Here is a 19,125-nt window from a genome sequence, read left to right as displayed (position 1 = left end):
ATGCTTTCCGGAATGGACAAAAACCTACCGGAATGGACATTTTATGCGGCGATCAATAATTTGGCTTCAACTCATCCGGCTCAGCCGCATTTGGAGTGGCCGCAATCGGCGCAGGTCATGCAGCCTTCGACCATCCGCAGGGCGTAGGAGCCGCAGGACGGGCAGGCTTTGCCGCGGGGGGCTTCGCCGATGGCCATGCGGTCGGCCTCGGGGTCGGATTTCAGCCCCAGCCCTTCGCCTTCGAGGAAGCCGATCGAGATCATGTGACGCTCGATCACGCCGCCGATCGCCGCGAGGATGGAGGGGATGTATTTGCCCTGCATCCAGGCCCCGCCGCGCGGATCGAACACGGCTTTGAGCTCCTCGACCACGAAGGACACATCGCCACCGCGCCGGAACACCGCCGAGATCATCCGGGTCAGCGCCACGGTCCAGGCGAAATGCTCCATGTTCTTCGAGTTGATGAAGACCTCGAAGGGACGGCGGTGACCGCCTTGGACGATGTCGTTGATCGTGATGTAGATCGCGTGTTCCGAACCCGGCCACTTGATCTTGTAGGTCGAGCCTTCCAGCGCCGCGGGACGGTCCAGCGGCTCGGTCAGGTAGACCACATCGGCGCCTTCATCGACTTCCGGCGCGTCTTCGGATTTCTCCGACACGCTGAGAACCGAGCCCGTCACGTCGTTCGGACGGTAGGTGGTGCAGCCTTTGCAGCCGGTGTCCCAGGCTTCCATGTAGACCGATTTGAACGCCTCGAAGGGGATATCCTCGGGGCAGTTGATGGTCTTGGAGATCGAGCTGTCGATCCATTTCTGCGCAGCGGCCTGCATCCGGACGTGATCCATCGGCGCGAGCGTCTGGGCGTTGACGAAATAGTCGGGCAGCGGTTTGTCCCCGAACTTGTCGCGCCACATCTGCACCGCGTAATCAACCACTTCTTCCTCGGTGCGCGAGCCGTCGGGCTGCAGCACCTTGCGCTTGTAGGCATAGGCGAAGACCGGCTCGATGCCCGAGGACACGTTGCCCGCATAGAGCGAAATCGTCCCGGTCGGCGCGATCGAGGTCAGCAGCGCGTTGCGGATACCGTGTTCGCGGATCGCCTCGCGCACGTCGTCATCCATCTGCATCATGTTGCCCGAGGCGAGGTATTTCTCGGCATCGAAGAGCGGGAACGGACCCTTCTCCTTGGCCAGATCGACCGAGGCGAGATAGCTCGCCCGCGCGATCTGCTTCATCCAGGCTTCGGTCTGCGCGGCCGCCTCTTCCGAGCCATAGCGCAGACCAAGCATCAGAAGCGCGTCGGCGAGACCGGTCACGCCCAGCCCGATACGACGCTTGTTCTGCGCCTCTTCGCGCTGTTGCTCCAGCGGGAAGCGCGAGGCGTCGACCACGTTATCCATCATCCGGATGGCAAGGCGCACCATCTCGTCGAGCTGCTCCGGGTCCAGACCCGCATCTGCCTCGAACGGGTTCGTCACGAGCCGCGCGAGATTGATCGAGCCCAGCAGGCACGCGCCATAGGGCGGCAGGGGCTGCTCGCCGCAGGGGTTGGTCGCGGCGATCTGCTCGACATAGTTGAGGTTGTTCATCTTGTTGATGCGGTCGATGAAGATCACGCCCGGCTCGGCGTAGTCATAGGTCGCGCGCATGATCTTGTTCCACAGATCGCGGGCGTTCAGCGTGTGATAGACCTTGTCGCCATATTTCAGATCCCACGGACCATCGGCCTTCACGGCCTCCATGAACGCGTCGGTCACCAGCACGGACAGGTTGAACATCCGCAGACGGGCCGAATCCTGCTTGGCGGTGATGAAGCTCTCGATATCGGGGTGATCGCAGCGCATCGTCGCCATCATCGCGCCGCGACGCGAACCCGCCGACATGATTGTGCGGCACATCGCGTCCCAGACGTCCATGAAGCTCAGAGGGCCGGACGCATCGGCAGCGACGCCCTTCACTTCGGCGCCACGCGGACGGATGGTCGAGAAATCGTAACCGATTCCCCCGCCCTGCTGCATCGTCAGCGCGGCTTCCTTCAGCATGTCGAAGATGCCGCCCATGTTGTCAGGGATCGTGCCCATGACGAAGCAGTTGAACAGCGTCACCGCGCGGCCGGTGCCGGCACCTGCGGCGATCCGGCCTGCGGGGAGATATTTGAAATCTTCCAGCGCGCCGTAGAATTTCTCTTCCCATTTCGCGGGCTTATCCTCGACCTCGGCCAAGGCGCGCGCGATCCGACGCCAGCTATCCTCGACGGTCGCGTCGATCGGGGTCCCGTCCTGTTCCTTCAGACGGTATTTCATGTCCCAGATCTGTTCGGCAATCGGGGCGGCAAAACGGCTCATGAGGTCCTCGTTGGCAGCAGTTCGAGTGAGGTAAAAATCGAGCGCCCCCTCCGCATATCGTGCGTCGGGGGCGGGCTGACACTATACCTAAGGCCTCTTCGCATGACCAGACGCAAATCGGACATTGCCGTCGCGGGACCGAAAACCTAATTAAGGGGCATGGGTGACAAAGTGGTGAATCTGATCAAACTGTGCGTCGGCGCCGAGAAGGTCGAGGACCTGATCGCGTGGCAGGCCAGCCGCTATGGCAAAGGCCCGGCCATGCATGTGACGCGCATGTGGCCGAAGCGCGCGGACGAGATCCTGAACGGCGGGTCGCTATACTGGGTCTTCAAGGGCGCGGTGCTGGCACGTCAACGCATTCTGGAACTGTCCGAAGTGATGGGCGCGGACGGGATCGCGCGCTGCGCGATCGTGCTCGACCGCGAGGTTGTCCGCACCGAGGCCCTGTCGCGCCGCCCGTTCCAGGGCTGGCGCTACCTGAGCCCCGATGATGCGCCCCGCGACCTGCCCAAAGGTCGCGACCGCGAAGAGGCCCTGCCCCGCGAGCTTGCCGTGGCACTGTCCGAGATCGGCCTGCGTTAAGAGGCGAGCCAGCTTTCCGCCTCTCCTTGCGCGGTGAAGATGCGAAATGCGCCGCCCTCGCCCTGCATGCTCGCCTCGGAGCGCATATCCTCCGGCACGACCAGCGCACAGCGCCCAGCCTGACCGTCTTCGCAGCTTTGACGCAGCCCGCCGATCAGTTCCGCCATGTAGCCATCGAAGCGCGGCGCGACGACCACCATCATCCGATCCGCAGACCCGACGAGGCGCATCGCCTCGGTCACATCATGTTTAAGAACGGTGCCGGATGCGATCAGACCGACCACACCTTCGGGGCTTCTCTCGATCGACTCGATCATCGTGGAATTCCTTTGTTCGAACACCAGACGGCGAGGCGCTACGCCCCGCCTATAAGCTGAACGGAAGGATGATCGGCGCGGTTCCGGCCACAGGCGGCACCGTTACCACACCGTTACCACGTGGCAGGCTCAGCTGCGCAGCGATTGCACCCGCGCGACAAGCTGCCGGGTGGAGCCGTCCTTGCCCTCGCCCGCATCCTCGCCCTTCAGCACCGGGGCCAGCGCGAGCGCCAGTTCCTTGCCCAGCTCAACGCCCCACTGATCGAAGCTGTTGATGCCGAGGATCACGCCTTCGACGAAGACGCGGTGCTCGTAAAGCGCGACGATCCCGCCGAAGACCTCGGGTGTCAGTTTCGGGTAAAGCAGCGTGGTCGACGGTCGCGAACCCGGGAAGACGCGGTGCCGCGCCTGACGGTCCAACTCGTCGCCCTCGAAGTCTTTCTTGCGCATGATCTCGGTCGCCTCGGCCAGCGAGCGCCCGCGCATCAGCGCCTCGGATTGCGCCAGACAGTTGGCCACGAGCAGCGTATGCTGATGCGCCAGATCGGGCTCGTGCCCCTCGGCGGCGACCATGAATTCGCACGGAATGACCCGCGTGCCCTGGTGGATCAGCTGATAGAACGCGTGCTGGCCGTTGGTGCCCGGCTCGCCCCAGACGACGGGGCCGGAATTGTAGGGCAGATCCTTGCCATCCATGCTGACGCGCTTGCCGTTGCTTTCCATCTCCAGCTGCTGGAGGTAGGCCGGCAGACGCGCAAGCCGTTGATCATAGGGCAGAACCGCGCGGGTCGCGTAGTCGCAGAACTGATTGTGCCAGATACCGACCAGCGCCAGCAGCACCGGCAGGTTGTCCTTGAATTCGGCCTTGCGGAAATGCGCGTCCATCGTTGCGGCGCCCTTGAGGAACCCCGCGAAATCCTCCGGCCCGATGGCAATCATCAGCGACAGCCCGATCGGCCCCCACATCGAATAGCGCCCGCCGACCCAATCGGCGAAGCCGAAGACGCGAGCCTGATCGATCCCGAAGGCAGCAGTCTTCTCAGCCGAGGTCGAGAGCGCCGCGAATTGCTGCGCCGGATCCGCGACCTTCTCGGCCATCCACCGCTTCGCGGTCTCCGCATTGGTCATCGTCTCGATCGTGGTGAAGGTCTTCGAGGCGACGATCACCAGCGTCGTTTCCGGGTTCAGACCGGCCAGCGTGTCATGGATATGCGCCCCGTCCACGTTGGAGACGAAATGGCAGCGCGGCCCGTCGTGATAGGGCGCAAGCGCCAGCGTCGCCATCGCCGGGCCCAGATCCGAGCCGCCGATGCCGATATTCACCACATCGGTGATCTTGCCGCCCTGCCCCGTGAACTTGCCCTCGCGGACATCGCGCGCAAACGCTTCCATCCGGGCATAGGTCGTGCGGACCTCGGGCATGACGTTCTCGCCATCGACGAACACGTCCGTCTCGAGATTGCGCAGCGCGGTATGCAGCACCGCGCGGCCCTCGGTGTCGTTGATCTTCTCACCGGTGAACATCGCTTCGGCACGGGCCGCGACATCCTTCACCTCGGCCAGTTTCACCAGCAGATCGAGCGTCTCCGCATCGATATTGGTCTTGGAGAAATCGAACAGAAACGACCCGGTTTCGCGGCTGAATCCGCCTGCGCGATTGTCCTTTTCGAACAATTCTCCGATTCCGCGGGATTGTACGGATTGCGCCTTGTCGAGGAGGTCTTGCCAGATGGTCATCGCTTGCTCTGCCCAGTTATTCAGCCCAGTGAACGGTCGCGTCCTTGAGAACGGCGCGCACCGGCGCCTGTTCCACAGGGAGCCTTTCGGCTTTTTCGATCGCCTCGCGCTTCTCAGCGCCGGTGATCAGGATATGCGTATACATCGCGTCGCGCAGCACGGGCGCGGACAGGGTGATACGCGGCTCGCCCGCAGCTTCGGCCCGCATCGGCAGCAAGATCGGCGCATCATTCGACAGCGCCTCTATCAGCCGGTCGGCGCCCGGGAACAGGCTCGCCGTGTGCATATCCGCACCCATGCCCAGAAGCAGGACGGAGATCGGCAGATGCGGCGCGATACCCTCGGCCAGTTCTTCCATCTTGTCCTCGGGGCGCTCGGCCTCGGCATAGAGCGGCACCAGCGTCGCCGCTGCCGCCCGGCCCTTCAGGAGCCGCGCACGGATCAGGCGCGTATTCGAACGCTCCGAGCTTTCGGGCACCCAACGCTCGTCATTGAGGAGCACCGCAACCTTCGACCAGTCCAGATCAATGTCGGAAAGGATGTCGAAGATCGGACCCGGCGTGGAGCCGCCGGGCACCGACAAGGTCGCACGGCCCTCGTTGTTGATCGCCGCGCGCAATTGGCTCGCGATGCGGTCCGCAAGCCCCATCATCAGCATCTCGCGATCGGGATAACTCTCAAAATTCATTCGCGAATCTCCCGCCAGCGGCGTCCGTCGCGATGCATCAGCATCAGCGCGTCATCCGGCCCCGACGCGCCGCTGTCATAGGTTTGAGGTTTGTCGCCACGCGCCTCCCAGCCCTCGATGATCGGGTCGGTCCAGGCCCAGGCGGCCTCGACCTCGTCACCGCGCATGAACAGCGTCTGGTTGCCGCGGATCACGTCCATGATCAGGCGTTCATAGGCGTCGGTGATGTCGGCCTCGTCGCCCAGAGCTTCCGCGAAGGACATGTCGAGCGGCACCTGCACGAGGCGCATCCCGCCCGGCCCCGGCTCCTTGATCATCATCTTCAGGTTCATGCCCTCATTGGGCTGCAGCCGGATCACCAGCACGTTCTCGCGCCACTCGCCTTCGGCTTCGTCGAAGATCTGGTGCGGCGGCTCTTTGAAGGTGATCGCGATCTCGGAGGTGCGCGCGCGCAGCCGCTTGCCGGTGCGCAGATAGAAGGGCGTGTTCACCCAGCGCCAGTTCGCGACATGGCATTTCATCGCGATATAGCTCTCGGTCGTCGACTCCGGATCCTCGGCATCTTCGAGATAGCCGGGCGCATCCTTGCTGGCCGCGTACTGACCGCGCACGATATCGGCAGGCTGGACGGGCTGGAGCGCGCGGATCACCTTGAGCTTCTCGTCGCGCACCGCATCTGGATCGAAGTGGTAGGGCGGCTCCATCGCGATCAGGCACAGAAGCTGCATCATGTGGTTCTGGACCATGTCGCGCATCGCGCCCGACTTGTCATAATACGACCCGCGACCGCCCACACCGACCGTTTCAGCCACGGTAATTTGCACATGATCAACAAATTGGCTGTTCCAGAGCGGCTCGAACAGGATGTTGGCGAAGCGCACCGCCATCAGGTTCTGCACGGTCTCTTTGCCGAGGTAATGGTCGATCCGGTAGATCTGCGTTTCGTCGAAATACTCCGCCAGCGCCGCGTTGAGCGCCTTGGCCGAGGCGAGGTCGCGCCCGAACGGTTTCTCGACCACGATCCGCGCCTCCGGACCCGCGATACCGCGCGTGTGGAGGCGCTCGGCCAGATCTCCGAACAGCGCCGGCGCAACCGAGAAGTAGAACGCATTGACGGTGTCGTCGCGCACTTTCGACTTCAGATCGTCCCAGCCGCCATCGCCTTTCGCGTCGATCGCGACATAGTCGAGCATCGGCAGGAAGCCGTCCAGCGCGCCTTCGTCGTCGCATTTATTGCCGCCGAATTCGGCGATCGCGGCGCGGGTCTGGTCGCGGAACTCCTCGGGGGTCATCTCCGAGCGCGCAGCCCCGATAATGGTGGATCCTTCGGGAATTTGACCGGCGCAATAGCGGCGAAACAGGCCGGGGAGAATTTTGCGATTGGCGAGGTCGCCAGTGGCGCCGAAAATCACCAGATCGAAACGATCGACGGGAATGACGCGCGAAACCATGGGCTGCTCCGTGTTTGGGGTCCGTTAGCGCTAACGACCCCCTTTTACTCACCTTACCTGAACAAGTCTAGCATGGGAGCGACATGAGACAACGCGAGGGCGCGGATTAAGCGCTCTCACGCGAAAGAAACGTCTCAAGCGCCTGAATTTCCGGCACGATTTCTTCGGCCATACCATCTGCGAAAGCTGCGAAATCGGCGCGCGTTTCGGGCGGAACGGACAGAAGCACCGGAAAATCGGAGGCCATCGCCTGCGCGATCAGGTCGCGACACCCGCGCCCTGCGGCCTCCTGTTTGCCGAATTTGTTGAGGATCACGATGGCGCCCGGTGGCGCCGTTTCGAGCGCATGACCGACCTGGGCGACGACCTCTTCGAGCGCACCCGCATCGAGCGAACAGGCCCCAGCGCCCTGCCCCAGATCCTGCGAGATCGTGCGGGTTTCGCCTTCGGGCAAGAGGCGCAGATGCATCTCGCATTCGAACCGCTGCGGCACCTCGGCGCGCACCATGCCGATCACGTCGCGCCCTTGCGACAGCAGCCTTTCGGCGAGCTGGGCAAGGAGCTTGTCGGCCGCGCCGCGCTCTTGGCATGTGATGAACCCGATCATTGCGCCTGTTTGGCGAGGCTTTCGCGGGCGGTCAAGGGGCGACACCCGGACAGGCAGCGCGAGATCACGCCGCCAGTGCCTTGCCGAAGCGCGGCAGACGCGCGCGTTTCATCAGCGCCCGGATCGGCTGCGGCTCGCCCGAGAGGCGCTCGGCCTCGGCGCGCACGGCCTCGGTGATGGCGCGCATCTGCTCGGGATGTTCGGACAGAAGCTGCCAGAGGAAGCCGTCCGGATCGCGCCGCTCCAGCCCCTCGCCCGCCAAGGTCCCGCGCGGAAAATCCTGCGCGTTGAATGTGAGGATCGCATCGGCACTGCCCGCAATCGCCACCGCCAGCACATGAAGGTCATTCTCGTCGGGCAGCACCAGCCGCGCCTCGATCCCCGGCTGGGCGGAAATCTCGGCTTTCGGGAACCCCGCCCGCAGCAGCGCGATCTCGCCGCGCGCGATGGCCTCGTCGGCAGGCGCGCGGCGGGCCGCCGCACGCGCCCATTCCTCGAGGATGCGCGCCGACCAGAGCGGACGGTAGAGCCCCGCCTTCGCCGCCCCGATCAAGATCTCGCGCAGCACCGTCGGGTAGAGCACGCAGGCATCGAGCACGATCCGCATCAGTCGAGCCGGAAGAACAGGGATTTCAGATAGCCCGATTCCGCCAGTTGAGGCAGCATCGGGTGATCGGGCCCGGCATAGCCGGTGTGGATAAGCTGCGCCGACCGCCCCGCCTTGCCGATACCGCGCGTGCAGGCCGCGCGGAATTGCGACAGATCGGCGGCATGCGAGCAGGAGCACAGCACCAGATAGCCGCCCGGCTCGACCAGCGGCGCGGCCATACGCGCGATCCGCTCATACGCGCGCAGCCCCGCCTGAAGCGCAGCCTTGGCGGGCGCGAAGGCGGGCGGATCGCAGATCACCAGATCAAAGCGCTCCCCTTCCCGGCCCAAAGCGTCGAGCGTGTCGAACGCATCGCCCTGGCGCGTGGCAAACCGGTCCGCCATACCCATCGCGGCCGCGCCCTTGGTCGCAAGATCCAGCGCCGGGGCCGAGGCATCGACCGATAGCGCCGAAGTCGCACCACCTGCCAGCGCGGCCAGCGCGAAGCCGCCCACATGGGAGAAGACATCGAGGACTCGAGCATCCTCTGCCAGCCGCGCGGCAAAAGCGTGGTTCGGGCGCTGATCATAGAACAGGCCAGTCTTCTGCCCGCCCATCAGGTCGGCGAGGTAGATCGCGCCGTTCATCGGCACCTCGACCGGCGCATCGATGCCGCCACGCAGCGTGAGCATATCCTCGTCCAGCCCTTCGAGTGTGCGCGCGCGCCCTGCTGCGTTCTTGATGATCGTCGTGACGCCCGTCACCTCGGCCAGCGCGGCCTCGAGGTCGGAGATCATGACCTCCGACCATGCCGCATTCGGCTGGATCACCGCCGCATCGCCGAAGCGGTCGATGATCACGCCGGGCAGCCCGTCCGCCTCAGCATGCACGAGCCGGTAGAACGGCGCATCGAACAACCGCGCACGCATCTCCAACGCGCGGGTCAGCTTCGCGGCGATCCAGTCGCGGTCGATCACCGCCTCCGCGTCGCGGCTCATCACCCGGCCAATGATCTTCGAGTTCGGGTTGACCGTCACCGTCGCGAGCGGACGCCGCTCGCCATCCTCCAGCGTCGCGATCGTGCCGGGCGCCAGCGCTTTGGTGCGCCGGTCCGTCACCAGCTCATCGGCATAGACCCAAGGAAATCCGTGGCGGATCGCGCGGGCCTCGGCCTTCGGGCGCAGCCGAACGGTCGGGCGGGTGGCGGTGTCTTCGGACTGGCTCATCGGATGCTCCTTGCGCGCGCTGTCTCAAGCGCCGCCTTCCTAGCGCCAAGCGACCCGGCGCGAAAGCCCTCGCGCTTGCCGCATCCCCGCTCTGCCCCAGATAATCGACAAAGGGAACGGGTTGCGGCGTTAGCGCTAACATGATAGCGAAGAAGCGACCGCGATCCGCGCCCGCTGCGCGAGCGGCCCGCAAGGGCTGCATGTTCCGCATCAGATGCATAGCAAGGAAAGGCCCCGCCGATGACCCTCGATGCCACAATCGCCCGTGTGACCGACCGAATCCGCGCCCGCTCCGAAGGCCCGCGCGGCGACTATCTTGCCCGGATGCAGGCGGCTGCCGATGCAGGCCCCGCCCGCGCGCATCTCAGCTGCGGCAATCAGGCCCACGCCTATGCGGCCATGGGCGAGGACAAGGACACGTTGGCAGGTGATCGCGCCCCCAATGTAGGCATCGTGACGGCCTATAACGACATGCTCTCGGCGCATCAGCCGTTCGAGACCTTCCCGCAGACGATCAAGGCCGCGCTGCGCGAGATCGGCGCCACCGCACAGGTCGCAGGCGGCGTGCCCGCGATGTGCGACGGGGTCACGCAGGGCCAGCCGGGGATGGACCTGTCACTCTTCTCGCGCGACGTGATCGCAATGGCTGCGGCGGTTTCTCTGAGCCACAACACCTTCGACGCGGCGCTCTACATGGGCGTTTGCGACAAGATCGTGCCCGGCCTGATCATGGCGGCGGCGACCTTCGGGCATATCCCGGCGATCTTCATCCCCGCGGGGCCGATGACCACCGGGCTGCCCAATGACGAGAAAGCCAAGGTGCGCCAGCAATTCGCAGCCGGCGAAGTCGGTCGCGACGCGCTCATGGCCGCCGAGATGGCCTCCTATCACGGCCCGGGCACCTGCACCTTCTACGGCACCGCAAACACCAACCAGATGCTGATGGAGTTCATGGGTCTGCACCTTCCGGGCGCGTCCTTCGTGAACCCGAACACGCCGCTGCGCGAGGCGCTGACGGTCGCAGGCGCGAAACGCGCCGCCGAGATCACCGCGCTTGGCAACGACTACCGCCCGGCCTCGGAAGTGCTCGACGAGAAAGCCTTCGTGAACGGCATGGTCGGTCTGATGGCGACGGGTGGGTCGACCAACCACGTCCTGCACCTGCCCGCGATGGCACGCGCCGCCGGGATCGTGCTCGATCTGGAAGATTTCGACGAGATTTCCTCGGCCGTGCCGCTGATGGCGAAAGTCTATCCGAACGGCCTCGCCGACGTGAACCACTTCCACGCGGCGGGCGGGCTGCAATTCATGATCCGCCATCTGCTGGGTGCGGGCCTACTGCACGAGGACGCGAAGACCGTCGCGGGCGACGGCCTCACCCGCTACACCCAGGAGCCGAAGATCACCGAGGGCGGTCTGATCTGGGAAGAGTCCGACCCCGAAAGCCAGAACGAGAAAATCCTCCGCAAGCCCGCCGATCCGTTCCAGAAAACGGGCGGCCTGAAGCAGCTCGAAGGCAATCTCGGGCGCGGCGTGATCAAGGTCTCCGCCGTCAAGCCCGAGCGCCATGTGATCGAAGCGCCGGTCCGCGTCTTCAAGGAACAGCACGAGGTGAAGGACGCCTTCAAGAACGGTGAGTTCACCTCCGACACGATCGTGGTCGTGCGCTTCCAGGGGCCGAAGGCGAACGGGATGCCAGAGCTGCACTCGCTCACCCCGACCCTCGCAGTGCTGCAAGATCGCGGGCTGAAAGTGGCGCTGGTCACCGATGGCCGGATGTCGGGCGCCTCGGGCAAGGTCCCGGCGGCGATCCATGTCTCGCCGGAGGCCGCCGATGGCGGACCGCTTGCGAAGCTGCAAGACGGCGATATGGTGCGTCTCGACGCGACGACGGGCGAGCTGACCTGCCTGAACGAAGGTTTCGAGAGCCGCGCGCCGGTCGTGCCCGACCTCAGCGGCAACCAGTTCGGACTCGGCCGCGAGCTGTTCGGCGCCTTCCGCACCCATGTCGGCCCGTCCACCAAAGGCGCCTCCGTGGTGCTGTGAGTTTTCTTGCCTCCGGCGGGGATATTTGTACCAAGGCGAAGACAGGGTTCTGCTTTCGGCTTGGCGATAAATATCCCCCGCGGAGCGTCCTGCCCTCTCCGCCCGCGCGGGCGGCCCAGACTGGAGTGATCCGATGACCCCTAGCGAACAATCCGCATCCGCCCGCAAAATCTGCGAACTTGCCCCGATCGTGCCGGTGATCGTGGTGAAGGATGTGGCCCATGCCGCGCCTCTGGCCAAAGCGCTCGTCGCGGGCGGCCTGCCTGCGCTGGAAGTGACCCTGCGCACGCCCTGCGCGCTCGACGCGATCCGCGCCATGGCCGATGTCGAAGGCGGCGTGGTCGGCGCGGGCACGCTGCTGACCCCTTCCGACGTGAAAGCGGCCAAGGCGGCGGGCGCGAAATTCGGCGTCTCTCCCGGCGCGACCGAAACGCTGGTGAAAGCCTGCGAAGATGAAGGCCTGCCGCTTCTGCCCGGCGCCGCCACCGCGTCGGAAGTGATGAAGCTTCTCGAGATGGGGTACGACGTGCTGAAGTTCTTCCCCGCGGAAGCCTCGGGCGGCGCGCCTGCGCTGAAAGCGATCGGGGCCCCGATCCCGCAGGTCAGCTTCTGCCCGACCGGCGGCGTCAGCATTAAAAACGCCAACGATTACCTGAGCCTGCCGAACGTTCTTTGCGCAGGCGGCTCCTGGGTCGCGCCCGATGCGATGGTGCAATCGGGCGACTGGGCCGGGATCGAAGCGCTTGCGCGCGAGGCGGCGGCGCTGCCGCGCTAACCACCCTGCTAGGGACGGCGCGCCCGCCAGCCGCCACGCCGCATAGGCGGGCCGCTTTCGCGGGTCAGACCTTCTTCGAGCACCCGGGTCATCGGGTGCTCGGGCGGCGCTTGATAGGCCGCGAGCACGGTGCGCATCGCTTCATTCGCGTCCATCCCGGGGCCAAGGCTCAGCGCCCAATCCATGAAGATCGAGCGGCACTCTTCCGTGCTGATCCCGTCGATCTTGAAGCTCTCGCGGATCAATCCTTTCGGGTCCGCCTCGCTCAATTCCATCAGTTTGCGCGCCATTCAGCCCTCCAGAGCCCTGTCCACGATGGCGGCCGTCTCGGTCGTGACCTCGTTCAGACGCGCCGCCAGAGCATCGAGATCATCCAGCCCCGTCTCGCGCAACAGGAAAGCGCGGCCGCCCTCTCCGATCGCCGCCATATCCAGACGTTTTTCGTTCAGCAAGCGCCCGCCTGCCTGCAGTCGCCACAAGAAACGATAGGCGGTAGCGAGCTGCTCGCCCTCCTCGCGTGTCACGAACCCGCCACGCGGCCCTGCGCGCAGCTGCGCCTCGACCTTGCGCGCCGGGACGCCTGCACGAAGCGCGAAGCTTTGCGCCAGAAGCTCGATATCCTGCAGCCGTCCGGGGCCGACCTTCGCCTCCCAATCGCCATCGGGGGCCTTGGCCGCGAAGATCCGGGCGCGCATCTGCGCCAACTCGTGGAGCACCGCGTCTCCGCCGCCTTTCGCCTCCAGAACCTTGAGACGGATCGCCTCGACCCGGTCGGCCAGATCGGCGCATCCCGCGACGGGCCGCGCGCGGGTCAGCGCCAGATGCTCCCAGGTCCAGGCCTCTTCCATCTGGTAGCTCTCGAAGCTTTGCACAGAGGTCGCTACGGGCCCTTGCCGCCCCGAAGGCCGCAGCCGCATATCGACCTCGTAGAGCATCCCCTCCGGCATCGGCGCGCTGAGCGCTGTGATCAGGGCCTGCGTGAGCTTCGCGTAGTAAGCCCTTGAGGCGATGGGTTTCTTGCCTTCGGAAAACTCCTGTCCGTCCGCGTCGTAGATCACGATCAGATCGAGATCGGATTGCGCGTTCAGGCGCTCTGCGCCGAGGCTGCCCATCCCCAGAACCACCGCGCCCTTGCCGGGGCACGGCCCGTAGCGACGCGCGAATTCGCCCTGCACAATCGGCCAGAGCGCGCCCAGCACCGCCCCCGCCACATCGGCATATTGGCCCGCGGCTTCTGACGCATCGACGAGACCGCGCAGGTGGTGAACGCCGACACGGAACTTCCACTCCTTCGCCCAGCGCCGCGCCGCGATCAACGCGGCCTCGTAGTCGCCCGCCCGCCCCAGCAGCCGCGCAAGATCGGCCTCCAGCGCCGGTTTGCCCGGCCATGGCGCGAAGAACGAGCCGCCCAGAACCGCGTCCAGCACACCGGCATTGCGCGAAAGGTAGCTCGCCAGCCCCGGCGCCGTGGCGCAGATATCGACGATCAGATCGACGAGCTGGGGATTGGCCTCGAATAGAGAGAACAACTGCACCCCGGCGGGCAGCCCCTTGAGGAAGCCGTCGAACTGAGTCAGCGCCTCCTCCATATTTGCCGCCCGGCGCATCCGGTCGAGCAGTTCCGGCTCCAGCCGCTTGAAGATCGCGCGCGCCCGTTCGGATCGCAGCGCCGGATAGCCCGTCCAGCCCTCGACGATCTCGCGCGCGGCTTCGCTCAGGTCGGGACGCTCGGCGGCGGCATCGGGGGCGAAGAAATCATTCGTCAGCCCTTCGACCCGCTCCAGCCGGTCGCGCAGCCGGTCGCGCCAGCGCGCCACATCCCCCTCGCCCATCATCGCGGCGATCCGCGCGAGCCCCTCTTCGTTGCCGGGCAGAATCTGGGTCTGGGCGTCGCCCACCATCTGCAGACGGTGCTCGATCTCGCGATGCTCGCGGTAGTGATCGATCAACTCCTCCGCCACATCCTCGGGCACCCAAGTCTTCGCCGCGAGCGCGCGCAGCCCGCCCACGGTGGTCCGGTCGCGTAGGCTCTCGTCGCGCCCGCCTGCGATCAATTGCCGGGTCTGGGTGAAGAACTCGATCTCGCGGATGCCGCCCTGGCCGAGCTTGATATTGTGACCCGCCACTTCGATCGGGCCATGCAGCCCCTTATGCTCGCGGATGCGCAGGCGCATGTCGTGGGCGTCCTGAATGGCCGCGAAATCGAGATGCTTGCGCCAGACGAAGGGCCGCAGCCGCTCAAGGAATTGCTCGCCCGCCGCGATGTCACCGGCGCAGGGACGCGCCTTGATATAGGCCGCGCGCTCCCATGTGCGGCCCTCGGCCTCGTAATAAAGCTCGGCCGCGCCCATCGAGATACAGACCGGCGTGACGGCGGCATCGGGGCGCAGCCGCAGATCGGTGCGAAAGACATAGCCCTCGGCGGTGCGGTCGTTGAGCATCGCCGCCATCTTGCGCGTCGCCCGGATCAGCGCGCTGCGTGCCTCCATCGCATCGTCGGGATCGTAGCGGCTTTCGTCGAACAGGCAGATCAGGTCGATATCGGAGGAGTAGTTCAGCTCCCCCGCCCCCATCTTGCCCATCGCGAGCGCGACCATCCCGGCGGCACTATCTATATCATCGTTGGTCGCCCCGGGGATTTTGCCGCGGCGGATTTCCTCGGCCACCAGCCGCTTCATCGCCAGATCGACCGCAATATCGGCAAGCCGGGTCAAGGCGCCGGTCACTTCTTCGAGACACCAGACACCGCCCAGATCGGCAAGCCCGGCCAGCAACGCGACGCGACGCTTCGCCCGACGCAGCTCTGACGGCAGATCGGCGAGGCTGACGGGCGTGATCCGCGCGAATTCCTCGGCCAGCGCGGCTTCGGGATTGCCCGAAATCGCGGGGCGCAGCCACTCGGCCTCTTTCTCCATCAGGCCTTTGAGATAAGGGCTGCACCCTGCCGTCCCCCCGAGCAATTCGCGCAACTCCGGCGCGAGATCGGAGAACAGCTCTTCGGCTTCGGCGGCGCGGTCGCGCTCGAAAGGCAGGGGCGAACGGGTGAGACGCGAGGCAAACGGCATGGCGCCATGCTTACGCCGCCACGCGAGCCGGTCAATGGGGATTGCTGTCGCGCGACATCTGGCCATAACTACACCCCGCCCCGGCGCCTCCGCGCCCGACCTCAGATCCTCCGGAGCCTCGCCATGAGCAAATCCCTCAAACGCGTCCGTGCCGCCCTCGAAGCCGCAGGCGTGCCCTTCGAGATCACCGAGCCGGGCGAGGCCCGCACCGCCGAGATGGCCGCACAGGCGGTAGGCTGCGAGGTCGACCAGATCGCCAAATCCATCATCTTTCGCGGCGAAGACAGCGGCCATGTCGTGCTGTTCATCACCGCAGGCGGCAACCGGGTGAGCGCGGAGAAGGCAAACGCGGTCGCGGGCCAGCCCTTGGGCAAGGCCGATGCGGCGCTGATCCGGGCGGAGACGGGCTTCGCGATCGGCGGCGTCGCGCCCCTTGGCCATGTCGGCCCGGTGACGGCTTTCCTCGACCCCCGACTGTTCGAATTTGATACCGTCTGGGCTGCAGCAGGCACGCCACGGCATGTTTTCGCCATCGCCCCGGCCGATCTGGAGCGGATCAGCGGTGCGAAACAGGCCGATTTCACCGAATAAAACAAAGAGAATCCAGTGATTTGCGAGAAAAATGTAAAAATCATTTACATACCCCCTTGCAAGAACCGCCCTGACTTCCGATCTTGGGTATGTGAAAGGAATTCACATGCTCAACCCGGAGGTTCAAATGTCCGCCTATTCCACCAACTCCATGCCCGTCGCGGTTGGTAACTGGTTTACCCGCGCCGTTAACTGGATGGATGGGAACGGCCCCGGCGCCTGGATCGCGCTGATGGTGGCCGGTTTCATTTTCGCAGGCCCCCTCGGCCTCGTCATTCTCGCTTTCATCCTGTTCACCGGCCGCTTCGGGCGTCGCTGGCGCACGGGACAGGCGGTTCAAAAACGCAGCTTCGGTTGCTCCGGCGTCGGTGGCGTCCATGTCTCGCGTTCGACCGGCAACGCGGCGTTCGACGCCTACAAGGCCGACACGCTCGACCGACTGCAGCGCGAACAGCAGGAATTCGAAGAGTTCCTCGGCCGTCTGCGCGAAGCCCGCGACAAGGCAGAGTTCGACCAGTACATGGAAGAGCGCGCCAAGGAAGCGGCTCAGTCGGAGGACACCTCCGAGGACGCGAAAGCCTAACCATATAGACAGTTCGCAATGCGATTTCGGCGCCCCGGTTGACGTAACCGGGGCGCTTTCTATGTCATCAACATGAAACACTTGGCGGGTGCGCGCTCCTTTGCTAGCCTGCCGCGACCCCTCCCCGACGAGGCTACTGATGCGCCATTCGCTTCCGCTTGCACCGCAGTTCTACGTAACCGCGCCGCAGCCCTGCCCCTATCTGGACGGCAGGTCGGAGCGGAAATTGTTCACCGCATTGCAGGGGGAGTCGGCCGAGAAGCTCAACAATGCGCTGTCGCGGCAAGGCTTTCGGCGCTCGCAGAATGTGCTCTATCGGCCCTCCTGCGCAGATTGCACCGCCTGCCTGTCGGCCCGCATCCGGGTCGCAGATTTCAAACTGTCGAAATCGCAGCGTCGGGTGCTGAAGAAAAACGGCGACCTAAAGCGTACCGCGACCTCGCCCTGGGCGACGGAAGAGCAATTCGCACTGTTCCGCCGCTATCTCGATGCGCGCCACGCCGATGGCGGCATGGCTGACATGGACATCTTCGAATTCGCCGCGATGATCGAGGAGACGCCCGTGAAGTCGCGCGTGATCGAATATCGCGAGACCGCCGCCACGCCAGACAGCATGCGCGCCCTGATCGCGACCTGCCTGACCGATGTGCTCGATGACGGGCTGTCGATGGTCTATTCCTTCTACGAGCCCGAGCGGATCCGCGACTCCCTCGGCACCTACCTGATCCTCGACCATGTCGAGATCGCGCAACGCGTGGGCCTGCCCTACGTCTATCTCGGCTATTGGGTGCCCGGCTCGCCGAAGATGAACTACAAGGCGAACTTCTCCGCGCTCGAAATCTACAAGGGCGGTCAATGGACCGATCTTGGCGATCCGGCCACGCACGAGACGGAGACTCATCCGCTTTCCGTGCCGCCCATCGCGGAACAGGTCGCCCGGATTCAACTCCCCGATACACGCAATAGTTGAGCAACACCCAGCAACGGACGTCACTCTCGCAGGCAATTGCTCAACCGTTCGGCAGACACCATCTGTCAACTCATTTTTTCAAAACTATTCCGTGACTTCCGACGATTACGGGCCCGTGAACTCTGGACACTCCCGGCCCGTGGTGAAACGGTCCCGACAGACCCGCCGCGGAGGACACGAGGCGGGCGGCGAGGACCGGCCTCGCACAACGGAGCAATAATGGGAGGATCCTAAATGGACCGTCGTTCCTTTCTGACGAAAGCCGCGCTGGGTAGCGCGGCCGCGAGCACGCTGGCAGCCCCCGCGATCGCACAAAGCAATCCGCAAATCACCTGGCGTCTCGCCTCGTCTTTCCCGAAGTCGCTCGACACGATCTATGGCGGCGCGGAAGTGATGTCGAAGATGGTCGAGGAAGCCTCGGACGGTAACTTCAAGATTCAAGTCTTCGCCGCTGGCGAGATCGTCCCCGGCCTTCAGGTCGCCGATGCGGTGATGAACGGCACGGTCGAAGCCTGCCACACCGTCGGCTACTACTTCTGGGGCAAGGATCCGACCTGGGCGCTCGGCGCAGCTGTGCCCTTCTCGCTCAACGCGCGCGGCATGAACGCATGGCACTACCACGGCGGCGGCATCGAGCTCTATAACGAGTTCCTCGGCAAGCAGGGCCTCTATGGTCTGCCGGGCGGCAACACCGGCGCACAGATGGGCGGCTGGTTCCGTAAGGAGATCTCGACGGTCGAAGACCTCAAGGGTCTCAAGATGCGTGTCGGCGGCTTCGCGGGCAAGGTGATGGAGAAGCTTGGCCTCGTGCCGCAGCAGATCGCCGGCGGCGACATCTACCCGGCGCTGGAAAAAGGCACGATCGACGCGACCGAATGGGTCGGCCCCTATGACGACGAGAAGCTCGGCTTCTACAAAGTCGCGCCCTACTACTACTACCCCGGCTGGTGGGAAGGTGGCCCGACGGTCCACTTCATGTTCTCGAAAGAGAAGATGGAAAGCCTGCCGAAACAGTACCAGCAGCTCCTGCACACCGCATCGCAAGCGGCCGATGCGGACATGCTGCAGAAATACGACATGAAGAACCCGAAGGCGCTCAAGACGCTGGTCGCCAACGGCACCCAGCTGCGCGCTTTCTCCCCCGAGATCATGCAGGCCTGCTTCAAGGCAGCCAACGAGGTCTATTCGGAGATGGAGGCGAACAACGCCGAATTCGCGAAGATCTGGGGTTCGATCAAGGACTTCCGCAAGGACTGGTTCACCTGGGAACAGCTGGCCGAGTTCAACTACGACTACTTCATGATGAGCGAAGCCAACAAAGGCGAGCTGTAAGCCGCCCAAACTGGTCAAGCCAGATAACCGAAGCCCCGGCGCAACCTGCGCCGGGGCTTTTTCTATGCCCTGACGACCGAAGATACCCAACGGATATTCTGCGCCTGCATTGCCACACTGCAGCAAGCTTTCGAAACTGTGACCATATGCGACATAAAATTACTTGCAGGTCGGTTTACACGCGGAACCGGTCAAGTATTGTGACCGCAATGCCCACA

The 19,125-nt window shown here is 64.7% G+C and carries 17 protein-coding genes; 7 read left to right on the top strand and 10 right to left on the bottom strand.

The features are described 5' to 3' along the window. Positions 1–80: 80 nt before the first annotated feature. Positions 81–2,345 carry an adenosylcobalamin-dependent ribonucleoside-diphosphate reductase gene (locus ACZ7GB_RS09555; protein ID WP_078542871.1) on the bottom strand — a complete coding sequence of 755 codons (2,265 nt, stop codon included), beginning with the start codon at positions 2,343–2,345 and terminating at the stop codon, positions 81–83. 159 nt (positions 2,346–2,504) lie between these two features. On the opposite strand from ACZ7GB_RS09555, the gene ACZ7GB_RS09550 reads away from it, so the two are divergent. Further along, on the top strand, positions 2,505–2,930 hold the full coding sequence (locus ACZ7GB_RS09550) for a DUF1489 family protein (protein ID WP_078547697.1): 426 nt from the start codon (positions 2,505–2,507) through the stop codon (positions 2,928–2,930). On the opposite strand, the gene ACZ7GB_RS09545 is transcribed toward ACZ7GB_RS09550, so the two are convergent. The 7 genes from ACZ7GB_RS09545 to ACZ7GB_RS09515 all read right to left on the bottom strand — a co-directional run bounded on the left by ACZ7GB_RS09545 (position 2,927) and on the right by ACZ7GB_RS09515 (position 9,545). Further along, a complete protein-coding gene (locus tag ACZ7GB_RS09545; protein ID WP_472158427.1) occupies positions 2,927–3,247 on the bottom strand; it encodes a hypothetical protein in 321 nt (106 codons plus the stop codon). The two genes, ACZ7GB_RS09550 and ACZ7GB_RS09545, sit on opposite strands and share 4 nt — an antisense overlap. 129 nt (positions 3,248–3,376) lie before the next feature. Next, entirely contained in the window at positions 3,377–4,984 is a 1,608-nt protein-coding gene (gene pgi / locus ACZ7GB_RS09540; RefSeq protein WP_472158426.1) for a glucose-6-phosphate isomerase, read from the bottom strand. A 16-nt stretch (positions 4,985–5,000) separates the two neighbouring features. Next, on the bottom strand, positions 5,001–5,672 hold the full coding sequence (gene pgl, locus ACZ7GB_RS09535) for a 6-phosphogluconolactonase (protein ID WP_472158425.1): 672 nt from the start codon (positions 5,670–5,672) through the stop codon (positions 5,001–5,003). Then, positions 5,669–7,123, bottom strand: a complete 1,455-nt coding sequence (zwf, locus tag ACZ7GB_RS09530; RefSeq protein WP_078601751.1) for a glucose-6-phosphate dehydrogenase — start codon at positions 7,121–7,123, stop codon at positions 5,669–5,671. The genes pgl and zwf overlap by 4 nt, the downstream gene beginning before the upstream one ends. 106 nt (positions 7,124–7,229) lie before the next feature. Further along, on the bottom strand, positions 7,230–7,730 hold the full coding sequence (locus tag ACZ7GB_RS09525) for a DUF2478 domain-containing protein (RefSeq protein WP_472158423.1): 501 nt from the start codon (positions 7,728–7,730) through the stop codon (positions 7,230–7,232). A 64-nt stretch (positions 7,731–7,794) separates the two neighbouring features. After that, entirely contained in the window at positions 7,795–8,337 is a 543-nt protein-coding gene (locus ACZ7GB_RS09520; RefSeq protein WP_078542865.1) for an RSP_2648 family PIN domain-containing protein, read from the bottom strand. Then, positions 8,337–9,545 (bottom strand): RSP_2647 family RNA methyltransferase, encoded by a 1,209-nt coding sequence (locus tag ACZ7GB_RS09515; RefSeq protein ID WP_472158422.1) that lies wholly within the window; start codon positions 9,543–9,545, stop codon positions 8,337–8,339. The genes ACZ7GB_RS09520 and ACZ7GB_RS09515 overlap by 1 nt, the downstream gene beginning before the upstream one ends. Positions 9,546–9,785: 240 nt before the next feature. On the opposite strand from ACZ7GB_RS09515, the gene edd reads away from it, so the two are divergent. Together edd and eda are read left to right on the top strand one after the other, a co-directional pair. Then, positions 9,786–11,591: a phosphogluconate dehydratase gene (gene edd, locus ACZ7GB_RS09510; RefSeq protein ID WP_472158421.1), complete on the top strand. Its 1,806-nt coding sequence runs from the start codon at positions 9,786–9,788 to the stop codon at positions 11,589–11,591. 133 nt (positions 11,592–11,724) lie between these two features. Next, positions 11,725–12,366 (top strand): bifunctional 4-hydroxy-2-oxoglutarate aldolase/2-dehydro-3-deoxy-phosphogluconate aldolase, encoded by a 642-nt coding sequence (gene eda, locus ACZ7GB_RS09505; protein WP_472158420.1) that lies wholly within the window; start codon positions 11,725–11,727, stop codon positions 12,364–12,366. Positions 12,367–12,374: 8 nt separating this feature from the next. On the opposite strand, the gene ACZ7GB_RS09500 is transcribed toward eda, so the two are convergent. Both ACZ7GB_RS09500 and ACZ7GB_RS09495 read right to left on the bottom strand, forming a co-directional pair. Continuing rightward, a complete protein-coding gene (locus tag ACZ7GB_RS09500) occupies positions 12,375–12,641 on the bottom strand; it encodes a hypothetical protein (protein WP_472158476.1) in 267 nt (88 codons plus the stop codon). 15 nt (positions 12,642–12,656) lie between these two features. Further along, complete coding sequence (locus ACZ7GB_RS09495; RefSeq protein ID WP_472158419.1) at positions 12,657–15,431, bottom strand: [protein-PII] uridylyltransferase family protein; 2,775 nt, start codon at positions 15,429–15,431, stop codon at positions 12,657–12,659. A 123-nt stretch (positions 15,432–15,554) separates the two neighbouring features. Here ACZ7GB_RS09495 and ACZ7GB_RS09490 point away from each other — a divergent pair, with 123 nt between their 5' ends. The 4 genes from ACZ7GB_RS09490 to ACZ7GB_RS09475 all read left to right on the top strand — a co-directional run bounded on the left by ACZ7GB_RS09490 (position 15,555) and on the right by ACZ7GB_RS09475 (position 18,907). Next, positions 15,555–16,022: a YbaK/EbsC family protein gene (locus ACZ7GB_RS09490; RefSeq protein WP_078542861.1), complete on the top strand. Its 468-nt coding sequence runs from the start codon at positions 15,555–15,557 to the stop codon at positions 16,020–16,022. 127 nt (positions 16,023–16,149) lie between these two features. Continuing rightward, positions 16,150–16,605 carry a DUF2852 domain-containing protein gene (locus tag ACZ7GB_RS09485; RefSeq protein ID WP_078520098.1) on the top strand — a complete coding sequence of 152 codons (456 nt, stop codon included), beginning with the start codon at positions 16,150–16,152 and terminating at the stop codon, positions 16,603–16,605. Positions 16,606–16,744: 139 nt separating this feature from the next. Then, complete coding sequence (locus ACZ7GB_RS09480; protein WP_078520099.1) at positions 16,745–17,575, top strand: arginyltransferase; 831 nt, start codon at positions 16,745–16,747, stop codon at positions 17,573–17,575. A 234-nt stretch (positions 17,576–17,809) separates the two neighbouring features. Next, positions 17,810–18,907, top strand: a complete 1,098-nt coding sequence (locus ACZ7GB_RS09475) for a TRAP transporter substrate-binding protein (RefSeq protein ID WP_078520100.1) — start codon at positions 17,810–17,812, stop codon at positions 18,905–18,907. Positions 18,908–19,125: the final 218 nt, after the last annotated feature.

The sequence above is a fragment of the Thioclava sp. PTB-PU3-1 genome, assembly GCF_055666785.1.
The sequence above is the reverse complement of the archived record's forward strand: the minus strand, read 5'-3'. Positions and strand labels throughout refer to the sequence as shown.

What these genes read in the sequence shown, in the direction of transcription:
- eda (WP_472158420.1), top strand. Translation starts at nt 11,725, where the DNA reads ATGACCCCTAGCGAACAATCCGCATCCGCCCGCAAAATCTGCGAACTT.
- ACZ7GB_RS09500 (WP_472158476.1), bottom strand. Translation starts at nt 12,641, where the DNA reads ATGGAATTGAGCGAGGCGGACCCGAAAGGATTGATCCGCGAGAGCTTC.
- ACZ7GB_RS09550 (WP_078547697.1), top strand. Translation starts at nt 2,505, where the DNA reads ATGGGTGACAAAGTGGTGAATCTGATCAAACTGTGCGTCGGCGCCGAG.
- ACZ7GB_RS09525 (WP_472158423.1), bottom strand. Translation starts at nt 7,730, where the DNA reads ATGATCGGGTTCATCACATGCCAAGAGCGCGGCGCGGCCGACAAGCTC.
- ACZ7GB_RS09485 (WP_078520098.1), top strand. Translation starts at nt 16,150, where the DNA reads ATGTCCGCCTATTCCACCAACTCCATGCCCGTCGCGGTTGGTAACTGG.
- pgi (WP_472158426.1), bottom strand. Translation starts at nt 4,984, where the DNA reads ATGACCATCTGGCAAGACCTCCTCGACAAGGCGCAATCCGTACAATCC.
- ACZ7GB_RS09475 (WP_078520100.1), top strand. Translation starts at nt 17,810, where the DNA reads ATGGACCGTCGTTCCTTTCTGACGAAAGCCGCGCTGGGTAGCGCGGCC.
- ACZ7GB_RS09555 (WP_078542871.1), bottom strand. Translation starts at nt 2,345, where the DNA reads ATGAGCCGTTTTGCCGCCCCGATTGCCGAACAGATCTGGGACATGAAA.
- edd (WP_472158421.1), top strand. Translation starts at nt 9,786, where the DNA reads ATGACCCTCGATGCCACAATCGCCCGTGTGACCGACCGAATCCGCGCC.
- pgl (WP_472158425.1), bottom strand. Translation starts at nt 5,672, where the DNA reads ATGAATTTTGAGAGTTATCCCGATCGCGAGATGCTGATGATGGGGCTT.
- ACZ7GB_RS09520 (WP_078542865.1), bottom strand. Translation starts at nt 8,337, where the DNA reads ATGCGGATCGTGCTCGATGCCTGCGTGCTCTACCCGACGGTGCTGCGC.
- ACZ7GB_RS09490 (WP_078542861.1), top strand. Translation starts at nt 15,555, where the DNA reads ATGAGCAAATCCCTCAAACGCGTCCGTGCCGCCCTCGAAGCCGCAGGC.
- ACZ7GB_RS09515 (WP_472158422.1), bottom strand. Translation starts at nt 9,545, where the DNA reads ATGAGCCAGTCCGAAGACACCGCCACCCGCCCGACCGTTCGGCTGCGC.
- zwf (WP_078601751.1), bottom strand. Translation starts at nt 7,123, where the DNA reads ATGGTTTCGCGCGTCATTCCCGTCGATCGTTTCGATCTGGTGATTTTC.
- ACZ7GB_RS09545 (WP_472158427.1), bottom strand. Translation starts at nt 3,247, where the DNA reads ATGATCGAGTCGATCGAGAGAAGCCCCGAAGGTGTGGTCGGTCTGATC.
- ACZ7GB_RS09495 (WP_472158419.1), bottom strand. Translation starts at nt 15,431, where the DNA reads ATGCCGTTTGCCTCGCGTCTCACCCGTTCGCCCCTGCCTTTCGAGCGC.
- ACZ7GB_RS09480 (WP_078520099.1), top strand. Translation starts at nt 16,745, where the DNA reads ATGCGCCATTCGCTTCCGCTTGCACCGCAGTTCTACGTAACCGCGCCG.